Source organism: Sporolactobacillus pectinivorans (assembly GCF_002802965.1).
Lineage (GTDB): Bacteria > Bacillota > Bacilli > Bacillales > Sporolactobacillaceae > Sporolactobacillus > Sporolactobacillus pectinivorans.
The window spans coordinates 665,247-687,663 of the sequence record NZ_NXGA01000001.1 but is presented as its reverse complement, the minus strand read 5'-3'; the positions used below and the strand labels follow the sequence as shown (position 1 = coordinate 687,663).

General features: G+C 45.2%; 11 protein-coding genes. 2 read left to right on the top strand and 9 right to left on the bottom strand.

Annotated elements, in window-relative coordinates:
- Positions 1–6: 6 nt before the first annotated feature.
- From COP04_RS03555 to COP04_RS03525, 7 genes are all read right to left on the bottom strand, one after another.
- Positions 7–483 (bottom strand): PTS sugar transporter subunit IIB, encoded by a 477-nt coding sequence (locus COP04_RS03555; protein ID WP_100486723.1) that lies wholly within the window; start codon positions 481–483, stop codon positions 7–9.
- An 18-nt stretch (positions 484–501) separates the two neighbouring features.
- Positions 502–1,143 carry a PTS sugar transporter subunit IIB gene (locus tag COP04_RS03550; protein WP_239984749.1) on the bottom strand — a complete coding sequence of 214 codons (642 nt, stop codon included), beginning with the start codon at positions 1,141–1,143 and terminating at the stop codon, positions 502–504.
- Positions 1,136–3,874, bottom strand: a complete 2,739-nt coding sequence (locus COP04_RS03545; RefSeq protein ID WP_100486722.1) for a sigma 54-interacting transcriptional regulator — start codon at positions 3,872–3,874, stop codon at positions 1,136–1,138. The genes COP04_RS03550 and COP04_RS03545 overlap by 8 nt, the downstream gene beginning before the upstream one ends.
- Positions 3,875–3,955: 81 nt before the next feature.
- Positions 3,956–5,839 carry an ABC-F family ATP-binding cassette domain-containing protein gene (locus COP04_RS03540; protein ID WP_100489506.1) on the bottom strand — a complete coding sequence of 628 codons (1,884 nt, stop codon included), beginning with the start codon at positions 5,837–5,839 and terminating at the stop codon, positions 3,956–3,958.
- 127 nt (positions 5,840–5,966) lie between these two features.
- Complete coding sequence (locus COP04_RS03535; protein WP_100486721.1) at positions 5,967–6,608, bottom strand: class A sortase; 642 nt, start codon at positions 6,606–6,608, stop codon at positions 5,967–5,969.
- Positions 6,609–6,757: 149 nt separating this feature from the next.
- Complete coding sequence (locus COP04_RS03530) at positions 6,758–12,838, bottom strand: SpaA isopeptide-forming pilin-related protein (RefSeq protein WP_100486720.1); 6,081 nt, start codon at positions 12,836–12,838, stop codon at positions 6,758–6,760.
- A 397-nt stretch (positions 12,839–13,235) separates the two neighbouring features.
- On the bottom strand, positions 13,236–14,315 hold the full coding sequence (locus tag COP04_RS03525; RefSeq protein ID WP_100486719.1) for a response regulator: 1,080 nt from the start codon (positions 14,313–14,315) through the stop codon (positions 13,236–13,238).
- A 248-nt stretch (positions 14,316–14,563) separates the two neighbouring features.
- Here COP04_RS03525 and COP04_RS03520 point away from each other — a divergent pair, with 248 nt between their 5' ends.
- Positions 14,564–17,629 carry a hybrid sensor histidine kinase/response regulator gene (locus COP04_RS03520; RefSeq protein ID WP_100486718.1) on the top strand — a complete coding sequence of 1,022 codons (3,066 nt, stop codon included), beginning with the start codon at positions 14,564–14,566 and terminating at the stop codon, positions 17,627–17,629.
- A gap of 87 nt (positions 17,630–17,716) precedes the next feature.
- On the opposite strand, the gene COP04_RS03515 is transcribed toward COP04_RS03520, so the two are convergent.
- Complete coding sequence (locus tag COP04_RS03515) at positions 17,717–18,610, bottom strand: DMT family transporter (RefSeq protein ID WP_100486717.1); 894 nt, start codon at positions 18,608–18,610, stop codon at positions 17,717–17,719.
- Between the two features lie 135 nt (positions 18,611–18,745).
- Entirely contained in the window at positions 18,746–21,079 is a 2,334-nt protein-coding gene (helD, locus tag COP04_RS03510) for an RNA polymerase recycling motor HelD (RefSeq protein WP_100486716.1), read from the bottom strand.
- A 599-nt stretch (positions 21,080–21,678) separates the two neighbouring features.
- On the opposite strand from helD, the gene COP04_RS03505 reads away from it, so the two are divergent.
- Positions 21,679–22,068 carry a hypothetical protein gene (locus tag COP04_RS03505; protein ID WP_100486715.1) on the top strand — a complete coding sequence of 130 codons (390 nt, stop codon included), beginning with the start codon at positions 21,679–21,681 and terminating at the stop codon, positions 22,066–22,068.
- Positions 22,069–22,417 lie beyond the last annotated feature (349 nt).

The following is a 22,417-nucleotide window of genomic DNA, read 5'->3' as shown; positions in this document are numbered from 1 at the left end:
CCTTTTTTAATTTAGATACTTACTGACGTCTTCTTCCGGATCTGTTGGAATATACTGAATGGTCACCGGCACACCCTTTGACTGAATCGTTTTGATAGCCTCTTTTTCCTGATCATTTAAAGCAATAAATTTAGTCAGCGGGGTCCGGCCATCCTGAGCAAATATAATCCCCAGATTAACTTTTGGTATCGCGATGCCCGCGTCTAATAATTCAAGTAACTTACTCGGTTCTTTGACAAGTACAATGACTCGTTGCGCGTCATAATTTCCACTTTTAAAATTCTGAATTGCTTTTTCAGTGTTAATAATTGACATTCCTGTACCCGCAGGCTTTGACATCCGCATGCTGGCTTTGATATCCTCGTTCTGGCTCACTTCGTCATCAATCACCATAAACCGTTTAATTTGTAAAGATTGTGCCCACTGGTTCACGATCAATCCGTGAATTAAACGCTGATCCACTCTAGCTAATACAACAGTCATTTCAATCACCCCATGTCTTTATAAATATCTTTTTTTTGAAAAAGCCGACTCCTGAATAGCAACCTTAGTTCCGTGCGCCTTAATCGCAGAAATATCGGCCAAATCAGCATCATCCATATAGACTGTTCCAACTATTTTCCGTTTTCCTTCCCGCTTAAACATGTTCCAAATCGTAACTTCTGCAATGGATACCCCACCTTTGACTAACTGTTTAACGGTTTCTGGTGTTCGGCAAATGATAAATAATACTGGACTGATTCGCCTCCCTAACAATAATGATGGCCTTGGTGCTGCGAGTGTCTGAATTAACTGCGGAGCGTTGGCAACGGTTACAAAATGCCCATTGAGACCAGCAGCCTGAATCGTCATCTTCATTAATGTTTGGTTCAGTGGATCATGAGCTAATGCATCATCCGGAATCACAATCGTGTCAAATTGAAAGCCTTGTTTCCAATTCACAGCGATTTGTCCATGAACTAAACGATTATCAATGTGTACAATTAAATTTTCTGCTAATTTTTTCTCCATTTTTTGGCTCCACCTTTCTATCAAGCAATTTTTGTGCCAACTAGTGTAAACGTTATCTTTCCTTTCCTCCGAAAAAATAAAACAGCACCCCGTTTCTTTGAAAGGCAGGGAGCTGCCGACATTTTCAGCCATTAATCGACATTCTGTTTTTCAAAATATCGTAGATAAAACCGATTTCTGAATCCGGAATTTCTATACTGTAATAGTGTTGTATATCGCTGAACGCATCTTTGACGATTTTTATGAAGTGTCCATAACACTGTCGCAGGTTGTCCAGATCAGGATAATCCATATTAGGTTCTTTAAGGATAATGCGTTCCATCATAAAGCAGAGATGCATGTACAGGCTGACTTTTAAATATACGTCCAGTTTAACGCCCAGACTCCGCTCCATTTTTTTCACGCAATGTTCGACCTGGTCGACGGTCTGTTCGGGGTTTAGAATCGACAGATTGCTGGCGATGCTGTCAACCGTAAATGCCCGGATCATGTTTTTATTCATTTTTTCCAGATTTTCATCGTTAAAGATTCTGGGAAACGCCTTTAAAAATATTTTGTCCCCCACGCTGCGGTTAATTAATCCTTCAACGGATAAATAAGGTATTCCTTCGATTTCCGGATCGTCATCCATTCCAATAATCATTTTGACCTGATATTTTTTAAAAATATCGTCGCTAATCCCCTTCTCCTTCAACCGATAATAGTCTTCGGCAATGATCGGAATCTCGCCGTTTGTATTTTTTTTAACCAGCTCCTGAAGATATTTGGTAGCGCCGATACCGGCAATGCAGGTCGTGAGAATGACACTTTTCTTTTTCTCCTGGTGAATAAACGCATACTCAGGCACCACACCTTCCGCAGCTGCTCTGACTAATTTTTCAAATGCTTCATTGTTCATTATTTTATTGCCGACGATCAAAGCAATTTGTGTCGTGACATTGGTGATGATGCCTATGTTTCCAGCGTATATTAATTTAAGTTCATCTTGTATTTTAGTCAAAGAGCCCATGTCCACTAAAATGACCAGATTTTTTTCGTTGTCGATCGTCTTAAAATATTCCTTAAGCTTTCTCAGAATATCACTGACGGTTGCTTCCAGCGGCATATCGAATCCTTCATAAACGTAGTTTCCAAGCAACCGGTTAACCGTTGTTGCGATACTTGATGCCGTGGAATAACCATGGGAAATGATGACTGCATTTATTTCGCGGCTGATCAGCTGATTTTCCTGCGAAAACAGGAAGTTAAACAAAAATAAGCAATACAGCATTTCATTTTTAATTGTGAATTGATGCTTCAGCGATTCCACCAGCATCAGGCAAAGCTTGTACTGATTGTTATAATTCTTCTTGATCACCATGTTGGCCTCAATCAGATTGTCGACCATCCGCACATCTTCATAGTTATTGATATAAGTGACCAGCTTGGTCAGTAAATTGGTACCGCTGTTAAATTGGTTCAACCCGAAATTCAGATACATATTGGATAATACACTCTTCAGAGCGCTTTCAATATATTCGGTAAGCACCGTCTGCCTGCTGTCGTTTAATTCAAACGAAATGTAGTCAATAATCTGATTGGACAGTTTGGATAATTGGTCTGAAGCCCTTTCATTTTTATCATCATCGGTCTCCAGAGACATAACGATCCGGGTGATACTGCCTGCAAAATCATACAGCTTATCGCTTTCACTTGTGTTTTTGCTGTTGATTTTGTCATTTTCATAATCAATCTGAATCGAAACATCTTTTTCCGGAAAATTAATCACGGCGTCTTTCTGTTTAATAAAATCTTCTGGTAGGTCTTCAATTTTGATTTCCATAGTATTCTGAAAGCCGGACTGACCGTTCAATAATACTTTGGCGCAGCTTAGCTTGACGATGTTACTGAGTTTCCCGATGTTTCCCTTATTGACATTATTCAGCAATAGCTGAATGACCTGAGAATTAACGTTCAGGTTTTTTCTAATGATTTTCGCTTCTTTAAGAAATAACACGGAAATCAGCGCCATCTTTTCTTTCCTTGACCGTTCCTGAAAATTAGGGATCTGGATGACTAATGGAATTCTTCTTAAAAAAGTCTGGAGAAAATCGGCATTCTCTCTTTCCGTTGTCGCAAAAATAAGTCGTGCGTTCGATGTGTGATTAAGCTCTGTCTCTCCCACTTTCCGATAAATCCCTTTGTCCATAAATTGAAATAATTTTTCCTGGTTTTCAGGGGTTAATCGATGAACCTCATCCAGGAACAAATAACCGTCACGCGCTGCCTCCAATAAACCGGACTTCTCGTTGTCCGCTCCGGTAAAAGCTCCTTTTACGTGTCCGAACAGCATGCTGGAAAGCAGTTCCGGATTGTTCGCGTACTCGGCGCAGTTCAGAACGACCCAATTGCCGCTGCAGAAGCCCTTTTTCTTCGCATATAAATAAGCCAAATGGGCAACCATGCTTTTTCCGACTCCGGAATCGCCGACAAGAAGGCTCGGTAATCCGTTCGGCGGATAAATAACCGATGATTTAACCTGTTCGACAACATTTCTTAAGCTCCCATCAATGCCGATCAGGCCGGCGAAAGGATCGCCCGCATTTTTTTCACTCGAGCTTTGCGCCAGATGCTGGTTAATCCGCCGATATTTTTCTTTGTCCTGAGCGTACACATGTCCATCAATAAAATAAACAGGCCTTGTATTGATTTTTATTGCGTCATGGCTCTTCGCCAGCTCATTTAAATACAGGCTGACCGTGCTTCTTTGTATGCCAATAGCGCTGGCAATTTCATTAGCCGTGACTCCCAGCGTATTTGCACCATCAAGAGTCCGGCTTTTTTCTGATAGCGAGCGCAAAACTTTCTCTCTGTTCGTTAACATAACGACCTCCCGGAATTGAAAAAGCCTTTACATTTCCAAGCAACCATTACCGGATTTATTATTTAGACCATTGCTCACCACTTAACCCTTCTCAATCTCCTCTAGCTTGAGCGACAATTCAGTCCAGCGGTCCATCGCCCGATCCAGTTCGGCTTCCGCGGTCTGCTGCTGTGTGTACAGTTCCTGCGCTTTCCCTGCATCACTGCCCGCTCCGGCAATCGCCTTTTTCAACTCATCAACGTGTTCTTCAAGTGCCGCAATACGATCCTCGATACCGTTCCATTCCTGTTGCTCTTTGTAAGTCAGCTTTTTCTTCTTTGGTGCAGGCTGAGCAGGTGCGGACAGCCCTTTTTTAATTGTTGTCTCGACAGTCTTTTTCAAGGCAACATATTCGCTGTAATCTCCCTCAAAACGGCGAATGATACCGTTCCCCTCAAAAGCAATTAAGCTTCCCGCGACCCGGTCGAGAAAATAACGGTCGTGGGAGACGGCAAGAATCGTTCCCGGAAACTGGAGCAGATAATCTTCGAGAATGGTCAGTGTTTCGGTATCAAGATCATTCGTCGGTTCGTCAAGGAACAGAACATTGGGTTCCTGCATCAAAATATGGAGCAAGTAGAGCCGTTTGCGTTCGCCGCCCGATAATTTTCGGATTAAGGTGTGCTGGCGCGGACGCGAAAACAAAAAGCGTTCCAGCATCTGCTCCGCCGTCACCTGCTGCCCATCATCCGTCCTCATCACCTGTGCGGTTTCTTTGATATAATCAATGACAGTCAGCTCTTCATTCATTTCCGCATGTTCCTGTGTATAGTAGCCGATTTTTACTGTTTCCCCAATATCGACCGTACCGGCGTCCGGTTTGAGCCGCCCGGCCAGCAGATTCAGCAGCGTTGTTTTGCCGCTGCCATTGCCACCGATGATGCCGAGCCTTGCTCCGGGCGTGACAAGCAGATCGAGACCCCCGAACAGTTTTCTGCCGTCAAATGACTTGGAAATATTTTTCGCTTCGATGACCTTTTTGCCAAGACGCTTTGACCCGATCGCGATGTCAACCGACTGCTTTGCTTCCGGCCCTTTCTGTTCCTGCATCTCATGAACGCGTTCGACTCTGGCTTTCTGTTTCGTTGAGCGCGCTTTGGCTCCGCGGCGCAGCCAGGCTAATTCGCGGCGCAGCTGATTCTGATGTTTTGCCTCATCCGCGGATGCCTGTTCTTCGCGCTCCGCCTTTTTTTCCAGGTAGAGTTCGTAATTTCCATCATAAATGTAGAGATGCCCATGATCGAGTTCAAAAATCTTTTTCGTGACCCGATTTAGAAAATACCGGTCATGTGTCACCATCAGGAGTGCACCCGGGTACTGGCCCAGCGCTTCTTCAAGCCAGTCTATGGTGTCGTTGTCCAGATGGTTAGTCGGCTCGTCCAGAATTAGCAGATCCTCAGGCTGAATCAGAGCACGCGCCAGCGCAACTCTTTTTTTCTGGCCACCTGAGAATTCCTGGACAGGTGTATGAAAATCATGAATCCCAAGGCGCGTTAAAATATTTTTTGCGGCAGCCTCTGCTTCCCATGCACCCGCCTGATCCATTTTCTGCTGCCTGTCCAACAACTTTTCCTGAAATGCCTGATTGGACGGATCGTTTTCCAGATCCTCAAGCGCCCGTTCGTAACTCCGAAGCGCAGCCATGATCGGTGACGCACCGCCGTAGATATAGTCCAGCGCAGTAACACCAGGATCAAACACCGGTGTCTGTGGCAGATACGCAAAGCGGAACGCATTGGCGTGGCGCAGTGTGCCGCTTTCTACAGAATCTCTCCCGGCAATGACATTCAGCAGCGTTGATTTTCCGGTGCCATTCACACCGATCAGACCGATCCGCTCTCCTTCCGAAACCGAAAAAGAGATATGATCGAACAAAATCTGGTCACCATATGTTTTAACTAAATCTTCCGTATCAAGAATACTCACTTGAATCATCCTATCCTGAAAAATACTTTTGGCCAGCCCGGGTTTTTGTGGGCGGTTGATATCCGGCACGTAACGATTGATATTCGACAAACAAAAGAGATATATCCTCAATCTATTAAAAACACTGCTATTTTCCTTGATGATTCACGACGCGTACCAGTTTTCCAGTCACAATCAAACGGTTGGGCGTACGCGTCGGTTTGTCGCAGGTGACAAGTGTAATTTGTTTGTCGCTCGTTTGCGCAATCACGCTGCCATCGGTTTCCGGTACGATTTTTCTCGAAACTACCTGATAGATATAATCATACTTTAAATTGGTAATCTCAACATCCGCTCCGATTTTTACCTTCATAAGTGGTCCGAAGAGGAGGTTCTGCTCCCGCATATGGTGTCCGGCAAGCGGATAGTTACCCTGCCCCATCTGCTGGTCAGCCCTCATCGTCGTCGCACCAACCAGCAAATTGGCACTGGTTGTGCCCTTTAATATAGGAAGCCGGATGCCGACGCTGTCCACTCTGATCCGGCCAACAATCGCTTTCGGATCAACACTCGTACCCGCTGTCAGCGTTTCATAAAAGGAAGGCGGTTGAATCGTACTGAAATCAAAAGATGCCTTACGCCGATTGTTCTGGTCTATCTGATTCACCGTGATCTTCTCCGAGTTATAACGGTAACTAAGAAAACCAATAATATATTCTTTTAAGAAAGGGGAGACAATCAGAATGAGTCCTGACAGAATCAGAACGATCATTATACTTTTCTTCCACATAGCGATCACGCCCTACAAAAAAGCATCTGATCAAATCTTACCATGATCAGATGCAGAATGTTATATTTTCATTCAAGTGTTCGTTGATTCATTATATCTGCGGCTCCCGCCACCTTGGTCAGAATATCAATAGCATCTGCTTTTTTAAATCAATTCTTTCTCCGTCTTCTTGTGAAGAATGCCACGGCTCCACCGCCGAGAAGAAGCACGGTTCCAGTCATCATAGCAAAGATGTCATTAGTATCTCCAGTGGTAGGAAGTCCGCTATTCCTTGTCTTCTTAACCGAGTTTGTCTGTGCTTCGCCTTTTACTCCTCTAACCAACACCAGATGATATTTTCCTGATGCCAGTCCCTTGAAATGCACGTGACCTTCCGAATCGGCCATAACTCCGCGTACAAGGACATGACCGTTCTGATCAACCACATTGTAGGTCGCGCCAGGTTTACCAGTCAATTGCTTGGTAATTACGAGCGGTTTATCTGTTGCTGTAATTTCAACAGCCTTTGCCTGGCCCTTCGCGATTGTAAATGGTATCGGCGTGGCATCCAGTTGATAGCCATTTGGCGCTTTTGTTTCAACGAAGAAATACTTGCCCGGAGCAAGCCCCCTGACGATGAACTGACCGCTGTCATTTGTCGTCAGCCCGGTTTCTAAGGTCTTGCCGCTGCTGTCTTCCAGTTTGAACACCGCACCCTTGAGCACCGCATTTTTATCATTACTATCGACTTTGGTCAACTGAACATCACCAGGAGTCAGTTTATCTGTTGCTGTGACCAGAATCGCTTTGATATCCGCATTTGTTACCTGGAACGGTATCGGTGTGGTATCCAAATTGTAATTCAGCGGTGCCTTTGTCTCAATGAAATGATAATTGCCCGGTACCAATCCATTAACCGTGAACTGACCCTTGCTATTGGTCGTCCAAATAGAAGGAAGTGCTTTGCCGTTCACATCTTTTTGGACAACATTGTTGTTGTTGTCATAGAGTTTGAACTCTGCCCCCTGAAGAACGGCGTTCTTGTCATTAACATCTACTTTTGTCAATGTTACTGCATTCAGTTTATTTGTTGCCGTGATCGGAACAGCCTGTACATCTGTGTTTGTCACTGTAAACGGTGTTGGCGTCTGATCAAGCTGATAGCCGTTAGGCGCCTTCGTTTCCACGAATTGATAATTACCGGCGCTCAGTCCATTCACTGTAAACTGGCCATTGCTATCCGTGGTCCAGATTGTCGGCAAGGCCTTTCCGGTTACATCTGTCGTTACCACGTTTCCTTTGCTGTCCTGAAGTTCAAATTCTGCTCCCGGAAGTTTGGCGTTACTGTCATTTGCGTCAACTTTCGTCAGTGTCACACTATTCAGCTTATCTGTCGCTGTGATCGGAACAGCCTGTACATCTGTATTTGTAATCTTGAACGGTATCGGTGTCTGATCAAGCTGATAACCGTTGGGCGCTTTCGTTTCGATAAACTGATAGCTGCCTGGAGCCAGTCCGTTGACCGTGAACTGGCCGCTGCTGTCCGTCGTCCATGTAGCAGGCAAGGTTTTCCCGGTCGCGTCCGCTGTTACTGCTTGACCGTTGCTGTCTTCAAGCTGGAATTCTGCGCCTGAAAGTTCAGCATTACTGTCACTGGCATCCGTTTTCGTCAGTGTGACAGCACTAGGTTTATCTGATGCCGTAATCGAAACGGCTTTTGTGTCTTTATTTGAAACCGTAAATGGTACCGGTGTGCTATCCAGCTGATAGCCGCTCGGAGCTGCTGTTTCAACGAACTGGTAGCTGCCCGGTGCCAGTCCATTTATCGTGAACTGGCCGCTGCTATCCGTCGTCCAGACCGATTTCAATGAATTGCCATAAGCATCTTTTGCAACCACATTGCCACTGCTGTCTTCAAGCTGGAATTCCGCACCTGAAAGTTTGGCATTACTGTCATTGGCATCGACTTTTGTCAGAACCACACTGTCCTGAGAATCGGATTGTGACAGCTGCTGAGTACCAGGATCACCCGAAGAAGTTGATGCAATCGTGAATCCGACTGGAGAACCATTTACTGTATATCCGGCAGGGGCCTGCGTTTCAACAAACTGATAAGTACCCGGAGCAAGCCCGGAAGCACTGACCGTACCATCGCTTCCGGTTACCAAATTTGTTTCTATGGTGTTCCATGATCCATCGCCACTTTGCATTTGCAGCTCATAGACGGCTCCAGCCAGAGGATGATTTGCGTTATCATCTTTTGTTAGTGTGGCAGAGCCCTGATAATCAGTCAGTGTTCCCAGATTTACATCCGGGATCTGATTATTTGCGTTTTCTGTGACAGTAAAATTGATTGGCGTAGAATTGATCAAATAACCGGTTGGTGCGACTGTTTCCGTTAATTCATAGCTTCCCGGGACTAAGCCGTCAATTTCAACCTGTCCAGCAACGCTTTGGATCGCATGCCCGATAGGATAGGGCTGTCCGTCTTTTAACAAACTGAACGTCGCTCCCGTTAAACCATTTCCATTCACATCCTGCTTTGTGAGGATTACTTTGTTTTGGTTATCGTCGATGGTTGTCAGCGCTCCGGCCGCTGACGAAGTGGCATCAATGGTTACAGGAGTCCCATTTACCAGAGCATTACTAATCGTATAACCGACCGGGGCCTGTATTTCTTTCAGGATGTAGGTGCCATATTTAAAGTTGTTAAAAGCGACTTCACCATTAGTGCCCGTTGTTAATGTTCGCAGCGGAGTTGTCCCGGTACTATCGTAAAGCGTAAATGTCGCCCCCGGCAAGGCTGCATGACTGACTGCGTCGTCCTTAAATATAGTTAAGCTTCCATTCACACCACTGCCGGTACCTGATCCTGATGAGATGTGAACCGTGACATTCTGGCTTGTCTGCTGCGTAACGGTCTGAATATTGTTTCCGGAAAAGTTTGCCGTGTTGCCTAGTGTATCACCGTTATTTGCATTAATTAACGTGCTGTACGTCAGCTGATAGGCACTGTCAATTGGATTGACGAATTTAATGGTAAATGTCTGCGCGCCTGTGTTGTTATCTGTGTTGATGGTCAACGTATAATCCTTGCCCTGCTGCAGCTCATTACCCGTATCCGTGGTCAGATTGCCGCTTGTATCGACCGTTTGCGGGTACAAGTGAAATGAATTTGGATCAATAATCTGATTGTTCGTCGGTGTATCGTCCAGCTCCGCATTGGATACCGTCGACTGGCTCGAATTGATATTCACTGTCCAGTCCACATAATTACCATCCTGCGTACCATTTTTTGAAGCGAAAGAACCACCATGCGCAGGATTGACAGAGGCATTCAATGTGGTTACCGTACTGCTGCCGTCTTTGACGGTTGCGGTGTTCGTGTAAGACGCGTTTACAATCTGTCCACCTAGAGATGTTTTATAGGTGATGTAATAAGGTGTTGTGATCGGGCTCAGGAAATGAACGGTCAGCGTGTTGCTATTGCTGCTGGACGGATAATCAACTGTATAATCACTTGTTGGTACCTCAGCTCCAACCGTAACACCATTCGCGCCACCGGTTAAAGTCATATAGTGAAGTTCAAAAGATCCGTCGACATACTGCTGATCACCCGTAATCGGATCGCTGATCACCGGATCAGTGATTGTTGCCAGATTATAGTTCACGCCGACATTCCATGTGATTTGCTTGGTTGTTGCGTCGTAGGATCCGTTTTTAAATCCATTAGACTGTGTATTGCTGTCCGGAGTAAATGTCGCCGTTGACGTGCTCGACTGACTCTTTCCACCTGCATCCGTCCAGGACAGTACCGACGTATTTGAAAAGTTTGTTTTCCCGGGAGTCAGATTTGCAAAATTAAAGTCTGTTGTGTAATCGATTGTGAACGCGTCGCTTGTCGAGGTATAGGCACCTTGAAAGACAACGGTAAAACCGTTTGAATCGGTGTTTAATGTATAATCTGTTCCCTCAGTTAGATCATTATTTGTTGTATCATCATGGATCTTAAAAGTAGCATTCTGTAAGCTAAGTCCGGCATTATCAAAAGTATCAATAATTTTAGCGTTATTTAGCTGATAATGGTTGCCATTAACTGTAATATGCCATGTATCCGTCTTATTTGCAAAATTGGAACCCGTACTATATTTTTGGATACCTTGCTGAGCAATGCCTTGCGACACATTAACCGGTGTTCCCGAATTTTCGGTAACTGAATTATTAACGGTCCCATTGGCAGTGACTAATCCGTTAGCTATTGTCTGATAGACAATCTGATAAGCGCCACTGTTGCCGTTCCCGTTAAATGTAAGATCAAAACCGTTTTTCCCCGTTTGGAATGTCGGTGTCACACTGTAGCCACTGCTTACCGCTGTACCTTGTGAAAAACTTCCATCATTATTGACCGTAGCTTGGTAAACTTTGACTGAATTGTTCACTAGATCTTGGGTGTTGTCAAACAGGTCGTGCAATACAGTCCCATCCGGTATGCTTTTATCATCACCGTTATAGTTAATCGTCCAGGTAATCGTCTGTGTCGACGCATTGTAACCAGTAGCTGTCTTCGTAAGATGATCACCACGTTTATTGGTTACCGTTGCGTCGGCAGTAACCGACGAAACCCCGTCGCTTGTTAATGTCGCCTTATTATCAAAACTGGATATATTCTTTCCCGCATCTGTAATCGCCGTTGAATACTGAATTTGATAGGCACTGCTTATCGGGTTATTAAAATCAATTTCGAGATTACCGTCAGAGTCTTGCACTGTGTAGTCACTGGCGGGAACCGGAGTCGTGCCTAACGTCGTCGATCCGTCCACATTGACAGTCAGCGGATAGACCTGAATGGAACTGGTATTAAGTGAGAGCCCCGTTAGTGTCGGATCCGTGACTTTCGCATTTGTCAATGTATTTTCCGCTTCATTGATATTGACCGTCCAATTGATGTTGCCAGGATTAATTGATTTATCCGGTGTTCCTTGTTTATCGATCGAATCCATCGTTTTCGATGGCTTAAACGGAATCGTCAGCGTTACCGGTGAGTTGATTGGAAAAGTAATCTGCTGCTGCGTAGTCCCGGTAATCGTCTGAGAATTAAATTGTGTGTGCACCTCAAGTGAGCCGTCCACATTTGAGTGGTTATCAAAATAATTGCCGTTGCTTGCGTTATTTATGAACGTCATTGTCACCATTCCATCAGTCGTGACAGTGAACGTCCCTATCTGATTCCCGGATCCGTCATCCAGATTTCCATTGATTGTATTATAGATGGCAAAGTCATTCGGCAATTTAAATGTGTAGAAATCCCCATCGTTCACTTTAAGGCCATTCGGAATGGTGTATGTGAAAGAGATATTTGCCGGCGAGCTGGTTGTCGCTTTATTGGAAGCGTCATAGGGATTGCCATTTGCATCCGTCAGTGTGACACCTGTCAATATATTTTGAGTGATTTCCTGTGGCGCTGCCACCGCTAAGCTTTTAACAAATGATTTTGTTTTCACTGATATGCCGGAACTTACTCCACTGCTTACGCTTGGTGAAGCAGTGCCCGCACTCGGCGTCGGACCTGAACTCGAAGCTGAACTGCTGCTTACACTTGGTGTCACAGATGAGTTCGTGCCTGGTGCACTCTGATCAACGGGAACAGAAATAATTTGTGTCTTACTATTGCCCAAGTCAAAGACGATTGATACCGGGTTTGGCCCGGAGTTCGGATCCGTATTGAACGTAGCCGGAATGACAATTTTTCCGCCGGCGTTAGTCAGACCAGCTGCCTGATCATTAAAGTGTACAGTGAGCTGATTCGCATTTGTCGTGCTGCTGCTCGCTTTGACTGTGTATGTACCGATCACGGTCTTGTTGTCGGATAGTGTTACATTGCCCGTTGCGTCCTTGTCAAAATTGAAATTAGTCGGAATCTGTACGGTCACATCTTTATCAGCACTGAGTGTCTGGCCATTTTTTTGCGTCCATGCATATTCCAGATTGACTGGTTCGCCCTTTTTAAGCGGATTATCCGTGCTGACATCCGTCGAATTGCTTGGATCCCCAGTTGTCAGTTTTACGGAATCCAAGAACTGATTGTCCGTATTCGGCGCCGTCGAACTGCTGTCAGCTAATGCACTGCTCAGCGGTGACATTGACAGCTGGCTGAAGATGACGAACAGTGACAGGCCAATAATCAGCAACTGTTTGACGCGTTTGTTATGCTTGGTATTTTTGAGCCCCAATGGAAGTCTTTTCGATCTCACTGGACTTTTCCTCCTTCATTCTTCCTGCTTTGGTTTTGAAGTTGTGGATGAAGCACTCGGTTATTAAGAGCCATGCGCTCCGATCCTATTTATTTGAATCCGGTATCCTACCGGACGATATCAAATGATAACTTGATAGACTTGCGGCAAATGACGAATTCAGACAGGAAATTGCTTTACTGGATGCCATTTGTCGATTCAGGTGGGAAAGTGCAGAAAAGGCACTTTTACTTTTGGCAAATCTAATTATAGATATCCGATCTATACAATTTCTGAACATTTTTTTACAAGTGAAGAATGTCGTCGCATTATGTGTTATTCATCACAGACAAAAAGGCTGCCGCACCCATTGTATTAGGTGTGGCAGTCTTTTGATTTTCTCTTCTATTATTACTTTTCAGTTCATAACGTTTTTGCTTCCTTTATACTTTTCATAAACACGTATGGCGCCCTCGACATTTCCAGTTCGATTATACAGAGTCATCTCATATTTCATGTTGCGTTCATCATCCGGTTCGATCTGGTCAACTTGTTGGCAAACGTCCAGGGCTTCCGCATAATTCTTGTCCCTGATTAAAAAGTCAATCAGGCGGTAGGCGTGTTCAAGCCAAAGTTGACAGAGCCGCGCGCGTTTGGATTCAGCCCAGAGATAGCCGTATTCTTCAAAGTAATGGTTTCTGTAAATCTTGAACATCCGGATATGTTCCTTATAATTAGACGCATCAATCATCGACAATTGCGCCAGCGCCTTTTCCCATTCCTCAGCGTCAACCGGCGTGCCAGCAAGGCTCAGTGAATAGCCGATATCATTTTTGACAATGCGATGATGAAAAGGTAGTTTTTCCATCAGCTTTCGGATCTGGTAAATCGTCGTATAGAGCTGAGTCGATCCCTTTACCGGATCCGCCTCCGGCCAGAGCAGGTCGATCAGTGTGTCTTTGCTGATGAAGCGATCATGCTCACTCAGTAAATAAGCGTATAATTCACGCGCTTTGGACGTCCGCCATTTAACCGATATGTATTTTTTTGAATGGCCATTGATGCGATAAAATTTCAAACCGCCGAAACATTCGATGCCGAATGACTCTTTAGGTAATGCGAGTTCAGAAGAGTTGCTTTCTATATTTTTGACCAAGCGTCCGATCGTTCTCCTGAGGCGATCTTTCATGATCGGCTTAAGCAAATAGTCGATCGCGTTTAATTCAAACGCTTTGATCGCAAAATCATCATATGCTGTTGTGAAAATAATCTGAATATTTTTATTAGCCATTTGAAGCAATTCAGCCAGATCCATACCACTCATTTCCGGCATTTCAATATCAAGAAATGCGGCATCAGGTTTTGTATCCGTAACTTCAGTGCATGCCTCTTCCGGATCCGTATAGGTTCTGATCATCTCAAATACGCCCGTTTCCTGCAGCATTTTGCTGAGTTGTTTGCAGGCTAATTTCTCATCATCAACAACAATCGCTTTCATTAGATATCCTCCTTCAGCTGCAAGGCAAGGATCCCCAATCTCTTTTTTCTATTACACTATCATTACAAATTATTATAACACGGGAAACAGACCGGTAATATAGTCATAAAGCTCGATTCTCTGCCCGCGGGTATTCATTTTATGCACGCTAGCTGGTAAAATGATGGGCAGAAGCATCTGTGAGAAATAGATGATATACTTGAGTTTTTCCAAATGCCTGCGTTTAAAGTTTCCAGGAGTGAACCATCATGCATCAGCACCGCCTGCCAGCAATGATTACTGTTATTTTATGTTATATCGGTTTGTTTCTAATTTTTCTGTCATGGGCGCACTTTTCAGGACACAATGGCCCTGTCGCCAGGCAAGGAGTACTTGATCTCACCCACTGGAATTTTGAGCGGAGCGGAAGTGTGGAGTTGAATGGCCAGTGGGGATTTTATCCGAATCAGCTTCTTTCTCCAGACGCTATCAAAGCGGGTGCAGGAAAAAGCGAACAGTTTATGACAGTGCCTGATAATGGGCAAAGTATGGATAATAGGAAAATGTACGATTTGAATAGCGGTACATACAAGCTTATGATCCGTTCCGACCGTGACGGGGAGATCTTCGGTCTGCAAACATCGGTCATTTACAGTGCGAACCGGATTTTTATGAACGGAGAACTGGTTGGAAGCAGCGGCAACCCTTCAATGGGTGGCGATCAACAGGCGTCTCTCAAACCTTCTGTCAGTTACTCTCCACTTCATCGCGGAACTAATGAATTGATCATCCAAGTATCGCATTCAATTGGAAATTCAGGATGGGGTATTTCCAAGCCCATTACCTTCGGCACGCAGCAGCAGATTTCACGGAGCCACGATTTGGCCTTATTTAACGATTTGTTTATGATTGTTTCTTTCTTTATTATGGGGCTATATTTCTTTGGCTATTTCATCCAGCGCCGGAAGGATCTTCATCTTCTGTTCTTTTCAATTATCTGCCTGCTTTTTTCCACGATTATTTCCTGGGTTGGCACGGCCAGAGTCATTTACCTTTTACTTCCGGGATTCTCTTTTAGCGCAATGACCGTTCTGGAATCGGTGACCTCGCTTGCGGCATGCGCCGCCGTGCTCCTTTACCTGTTCTTCGCATATCCGGAACTTGTTTCAAAAAAGTTCGTTTATGTCGGAATCGCCTTTTCACTTGTTACTTTGATCACAGATTTTATACCTTTAGTTTTACTGACGTCTATTGATCTGATTCTACACTTGTTTCTGGCAGTTTCGGCGCTTGCCTATACTTCTTACATCTTTGTTCTTGCGATTATTAAGAAAGTCGAAGGCAGCATCTATCTGACGATCGGAACGCTGTCAATCAGTATATTTGTCATCATCACGGCAATCAGCGCATTCAGTGCCAAAATGTTGTCTCCGTTTTACTCCATTTCATCTATTCTTTTTCTGCTTATGATCTCATTAATGATGTCCCAGCGCTTTTCAAATGCGTTCCGGCGCAGCGAAATGCTGGCAGAAGAGCTTGTCCGCAATGACAAGCAGAAGGATGAATTCATCGCCAAAACCTCGCATGAATTCCGGACACCTCTGAATGGAATTATTAATGTTGCGCAGACGCTGCTGGCCGGGAATAAAAGCCGGACAATCGCCGATGAGAAGGACAAGCTTTATCTGATCACGAGGATTGGTTATCGGCTTTCTGATCTGGTGAATGACATTCTTGACATGGAAAAAATGAAGCAGGGGCGGCTTCAGATCAAGCTTGTCCCGCTGGATATTTTTACAACAGTAAAAACTGAGCTGGCATACTATAAACTACTGGCGGATAAAAAAGGACTATGCATTGTTGATCATATTCCAGCCAATCTTCCGCTTGTCTTCGCCGATGAAAACCGGATCCGGCAAATCATTAATAATCTGGTAGACAACGCGGTCAAATATACACAACAGGGACAGATTACGCTAAGTGCGAAGAAATTGGATTGCGATATTGAGATCACGGTAGCCGATACGGGGTCAGGGATTCCCGCCTCAGAGCATGAGACAGTCTTTCAGGCATTTGAGCACAGGAACGAATTGAATCAAAGTGAAGGCGCCGGACTGGGACTGAGCATTGTCAAACAGCTTGTTACGCTTCAGAAAGGAAGGATCTGGCTGGAGTCCGAGATCGGATTAGGCTCGGTTTTCCACTTTACCATTCCTCTCTTCGATGAAAAGATGGGGATCTCTACTGGTTCATCAGTCCGTATTCCAAGTACAACTGTCAAACCGGGCCACGAGGCAGACCAGTCCGAGCTAACCCTTACAACTCCATATTATTCACGTTTGCTTCATGCGCCGACGATTCTGGTGGTTGACGATAATCTGGAAAACCTTAAAATTCTGATCGATATGCTTGAAGGAATCCCATATAATGTAATTGCTGTGAAAAACGGTCAGGAGGCTCTCGACGAAATTTCCCACTCCCAGCTGGATCTGATCATTCTCGATCTGATGATGCCCGGCATGTCGGGTTATGATGTCTGCGGCAAAATTCGTGAGCAATATAGCCTGACCGATCTTCCCGTGCTTATGTTGACGGCAGCGATCATCAATGATGATAAACATTATGCTTTCCGCGCAGGCGCGAATGACATTTTACAGAAGCCCTACAATTTCTCGGAATTGTCGGCGCGCATTAGAGGACTGATCCTGATGAAGAATGCGGCAAGCCAGGCGGCCAATATGGAAGTGGCTTTCCTCCAGTCCCAGATCCGTCCGCACTTCCTGTATAATGTGCTGAATTCAATTATCGCGCTAAGCTATGACGACATCGAGCAGTCGCGTGAGATGACTGCTCAATTTGCCGCCTATCTTCGCGGCAGCTTTGATTTCCAGAACACTTCGACGATCAGCTCGTTTGGAAAGGAGCTGTCGCTAGTCAGGTCCTATCTGGCGATTGAGAAAATGCGTTTTCAGGAGCGGATTCAGGTTGTTTATGATATTGAAGAAGGTCTCGATTTTCCACTGCCACCACTGATGATCCAGCCCCTCGTGGAAAACGCCGTACTGCATGGCATTGGCAAACGAAAATCCGGCGGCAGGCTTACGCTCGCCGCGCATCGGAAGCAAAATTTTTATCTGATCAGCGTATCGGACAATGGGATCGGAATGTCTGCAGATCAGGTCAGCGAGCTCTTGATAGGGAAAAAAGGGCGCAGTGTCGGCCTGAAGAACATCAACAGCCGGCTGAAACATTTTTACGGAACAAAATTGCGGATTGAAAGTGTGGAAGGCAAAGGAACCACGTTCTCGATGCGGATACCCGCTGAAGCTGAGTAAGAAAATCGCGGACTTTTGAATTTTATCAGAACTCAGAGGAATATATCAGAACTCAGCTGTTTGTAGCCACAAAAACCTTCCCGCCGTTCATTCAGCGGGAAGGTTTTTGACAGCTGCAGCTTTTCGATTGGTCAAGTAAACGCCAAGGATGACGAACAGGCCGCCGATGATTTGCGGCAATGTGATCGTTTTACCGAGCAGCAGACTGATTACTGCCGTAAAAACGGTCAACAGATTGAGAAAAATTCCGGCGCGGCTTGCGCCTACATCACGGACGGCACTATTCCAGAAAATGAATGAGCAGACCGACGGAAACAACGCGATATAAAGTATTCCAGCTGTTGCCGAGGGACTGAGACGAAAGGTAAATCCTGATGCCAGGAAAAATGGAAACAGCACAATCAATCCGAGTGCCGCCGATACAGCAGTGGCGGCGATTGGCGGAATCTGCTTCATCTTCTTTCCGATCAGCGTGTAGAAAGTCCAGACGGCGATCGCAAGCAGCATCAGCAAATCGCCCTGGTTATATTGGACCGTAAAAACCTGGAGCAGGTGTCCATGTGTCAACACAAGCAGAACTCCGACCAGTGATACAACAAGACCAAGCACGTTTATCCGCGTGAGTTTTTCTTTCAGCAGCCAGACCGCAAAAACTGCGATCATTGCCGGATTGATTGAATTAACAAGTGCAGCATTCAGCGAGCTTGTGAATCTCAGTGCCTCATAAAGTAAAATGTTATACCCGAGGATTCCAAGCAAGGAAAGTGCCAGCAGCACCTTCCACTCTTTCCAAACCGATTTCCAGTCCGGCTTTTCAATCCATTGCGCCAGCGGAAATAAAAAAATAATGGCGATCAGCCAGCGAATAAACGTCATCTGGACCGGTGTCATTTCGGCAACAACATATTTGCCGAAAACGTAATTTCCCGCCCAAAAGAGGTTGGCAAAGACAAGAAAACTCAGCACTTTATATTTCTGCATGCTCCCCAAACCCTCTCATCCCATCTGTTTCCATAAGAACAGGGACTGTTTTTGTCCCAATTACAGTTTTTTTCTATCGTCAGTTCCGATGCCCAATTTTTTTAAAGCATTATGTATCGCCCAAACTCCAGCGAATTATTGCTTTTCCATTGAGACACGCACGTACTTTTCATCTGGAACGTCTTCCAAGAAAGGCGTGGCATCACCGGTATTCAGCAGCACCAATTCATGCATGGCACGCGTGCAGGACGTATAGAAAATGGTTCGCTCATTTTCACGATGATAATTCTCCGCTGATGCATCGTAAATGATCGCTGCGTCGAATTCGATGCCTTTAGCCAGATAAGCTGGAATAACGATGAAGCCCTTGCCGAACTGGTAAGTTGCCTGCGTGATCAACTTGACTTCCGTCTTATCGCTCAAACGATTATAGGCATCCCGGCACTCCTTCATTGTTTTGCCAATCACGGCGAATGTTTCAAATCCGGATGCCCGGAAGGCTTCGATTTTCTCAAGTACTGCTTCCGCTTTCTGTTCTTCTGTTACATCAATCCATTCGGGCAGCCGCCCGCTCCGGTCAAACGGTTCAATCTGATCGCCGCCCGGGACAAGATGGCGGGCAAAATCCATAATCTCTTTGGTTGAGCGGTAGCTGCGCATCAAGGTCAGCTTCCTTACTTCATCCGGATTGTAGAGCTTTTCCGATAGCATTGTTTCGCTAGCAAAGCTCTGCGCATAAATGGCCTGGTTCATGTCTCCAAGTATCGTCATCCGGCAGCGGGGAAACGCTGCCTGCAAGTATGCGAGTTGCACAGGTGAGTAATCCTGTGCTTCATCAATAATCAGATGGCGGATTTCCTGATTCCCTTTTCTCCCCTGAACTTTTTCCTTCAGATAAAGATACGGGACGGCATCCTCCCAGGGGCAGTCACCTTCCTCAAAGCGCATCCGTGTCGCCTTGCAAATTTCCTGCCAAGTATCCGGAACCGCTACATCTCCGTGATCTTTGTAAAATAGTTCACCATACATTTTCTGGCTGTTGACAAATTCCAGCTGTTTAACGCTGCGGCGGATCGGCTTGATCCGGCGATTCATAATCATTTTACGGAGCATCAGTTCTTCGCGATCATAATCATCAAATGTATCTTCACTGAACTGTTTTTTTTGCTGCAGTTTTTCAAAAATAGCCGCATATTCCGAACGGTCGAGCAACTCGGCTTCTTCGAGCACCCAGTCCTTTCTGCGCTCTTTCTTTACAAAAGCATTAATTCGGCGAAGCAGCCAGTCGCGCACTTCTTCAAGCCGGACGAGGATCGCGGTGTCATGCGGCAGCGCGTAGAAATACCGCCTAATCTCATTTCCGGAAACGATCGTCTGATCACGGAACGTCAGACTTCGGAACATCATACCACTGTCCTTCAATTGTTCCAGCCAGAGATCAATCAGACCTTTAAATGCCAGGGATGCCTTGAAACGTATGCCTTCCGTCCGGATCCGATAGGCTTCACGGTCCTCCATCGTCAGACAGTCTTCCGTCTGATCAAAAGGATTTTCCATCTGCAGATCGCGGCCGATCCGCTCTTCGATAAAATCCTTGAATGTAGTCTGAATCACATTTTCTTCTCCAAGTTCAGGCAGAACTGTCGAAATGAAACTTGAGAAAAGCGGATTGGGTGAGAATAAGAGCATGTTGTCTGATCTGAGAGTTTTTCTGAAACGATAAAGAAAAAAAGCCACACGCTGTAGAGCTGCCGATGTTTTTCCGCTTCCGGCTGCCCCCTGAACGATCAGATACCGATCCGTCTCGTTGCGGATAATCTGATTTTGTTCCTTCTGAATGGTTGCCACAATACTCTTCATATGCGACGAAGCCCGGCCGCCAAGCATCGCCTGCAGCAGAGAATCGCCGATCGTCAACCCTGTGTCGAACATGCCGTCTATTTTACCATTATGAATGATGAACTGCCGTTTCAGTTCGATGATCCCCTTAATTTCACCGTCAATTGAATCATACCTTGCTGGACCCGGCGCATAATCATAGTACATACTGGAAATCGGTGCACGCCAGTCATAGACGAGAAAATCTTCATTGCGGGCATCCATCAGCGAACCAATGCCAATATAAAGCGGTTCGGTCTTCTTTTCGCCCTCTTCATGAAAATCAATCCGACCGAAATAGGGTGCGTCTAACAGGCGGTACAAAGTTTTCAGTTGTCGGGTCATTTGCCCGTGACGTCGCTCACGTTCGGACAAAAGTTCGGCCTGCTGCTTGATGCTCGCCTGTGTTTCATAAACGTCATCTGTTTCGTCAAGGTTGACGGTTACGTCTTCCCAGAAATTTTTCCGCAAGTCGACAATTCCCTTAGTGACAGCCTCTTTGCCACCGGTGAGTCCCGATATCTTCCCGCCGATAACGTCCAGAATTTCATTGACCCTGTTCTGTTCATTTTTGCGTTCATCCTGCCCCATACTTGCCTGCACCTCTTGTTCGCTTCAGAATGTTTTCACTGACTATATGATCTGACTTTTAATTTTCCATTGACAAATATCATTTTTTATGATATGTTTAATTGTTGTTTTATATATAATTATTCTGTCTCTATTGAGTTTTAACTATATCACGATTGAATCGAAACTTCAATATTCAGGTGCCCGGAACCGGACAGACTCTGCAGCCCATATTTCCTGTTGGTATTTCCGCACCGGTGTGTTCCCAGTTATGTTCTGCAGGTATCGTTGTTATAATAAAGATTCATTTTACAGATCGCTTCAGACAGGCTAATCTTATCCTATACACTTTCTTGATAATGAGAAGTCAAATACATTGTTTTTTGCTCATTCATTTGGCTGTAAGTTGCTGAAATCAAAAGCAAGCGGTTTCTCATCCTGATTAAGCAAGGCATAAAAATCGCATCGCAAAGCCTCATGATGCATTTTTATCTGGAATATTTTCACAATTTATCAAAAAATGACGGTCTTTGATGCGGACCATTTAATTTACGCATATAATAGAACTACAGATGTTTCTCAAGGACAAGTGTCCGACCGACAGAAAGGGGCGTGCCAAAATGAAGACGATCAGCAGTATTCAGGATCTCAGAAAAACTCAGGCAGATGTTGAAAAATTCAAGGCTGATTATCCCAATACGTATTACCGTCTGCTTCATCTCGTGAATTTTACTCGTCAGCTGCAGTTTAAATATGAGTATTTATGTGGCCTGATGCTCGATGATGATCAGTACGCCAGCCATTTCGCTCCTCATTTTGTCCAACGGTCGATCATCGACCTGTATAAAAGTGAAATTGAAAAGATTCACAAGCATCCCAATGGTCTGGAGGCACTCGAAAAGTTGATGAACGCCCATAAGGAGATCGGCTATGAGAACTTCTGCCTGCTCGTCCGTGGCAAAACGCCGGAAGAGATCAAAGGGATTTTTAATATGAAAAAACTCGTTTAAGCGGACATGTTCAGTATTCCGTTTGGGATCGGCTGAAACTTTCTGCCATAAGTGATGTGTTTTATTAAAGGCGACCTGCCAGCGCAGGCGGCCTTTTCTTTTTTTTTCAAATAAGGCCTCTCTTTCGAACAGTAATTGATTCATAAGGCGAAGCCGTTTACCCGTTTAGCACGCTTCGTTTGGACTTCAGCTCACTCCCAAGGTGGTAAATCTGCAGTTCCATTCCCGTGCACCATCGCTGGTCAGCTTAGACAGTTCCCCTCCGAGGTTTTGGATTCACACGGGACCGGCACATGAAGGAATGAAAACCGTTGGGACAACAGGTCCTGCCTACTCAAAAGAATCGACC

Coding starts and splice junctions, on each gene's coding strand:
- COP04_RS03535 (WP_100486721.1), bottom strand. CDS start 6,608: ATGTGGAAGAAAAGTATAATGATCGTTCTGATTCTGTCAGGACTCATT.
- COP04_RS03520 (WP_100486718.1), top strand. CDS start 14,564: ATGCATCAGCACCGCCTGCCAGCAATGATTACTGTTATTTTATGTTAT.
- COP04_RS03555 (WP_100486723.1), bottom strand. CDS start 483: ATGACTGTTGTATTAGCTAGAGTGGATCAGCGTTTAATTCACGGATTG.
- COP04_RS03515 (WP_100486717.1), bottom strand. CDS start 18,610: ATGCAGAAATATAAAGTGCTGAGTTTTCTTGTCTTTGCCAACCTCTTT.
- COP04_RS03505 (WP_100486715.1), top strand. CDS start 21,679: ATGAAGACGATCAGCAGTATTCAGGATCTCAGAAAAACTCAGGCAGAT.
- COP04_RS03525 (WP_100486719.1), bottom strand. CDS start 14,315: ATGAAAGCGATTGTTGTTGATGATGAGAAATTAGCCTGCAAACAACTC.
- COP04_RS03545 (WP_100486722.1), bottom strand. CDS start 3,874: ATGTTAACGAACAGAGAGAAAGTTTTGCGCTCGCTATCAGAAAAAAGC.
- COP04_RS03550 (WP_239984749.1), bottom strand. CDS start 1,143: ATGGCTGAAAATGTCGGCAGCTCCCTGCCTTTCAAAGAAACGGGGTGC.
- helD (WP_100486716.1), bottom strand. CDS start 21,079: ATGGGGCAGGATGAACGCAAAAATGAACAGAACAGGGTCAATGAAATT.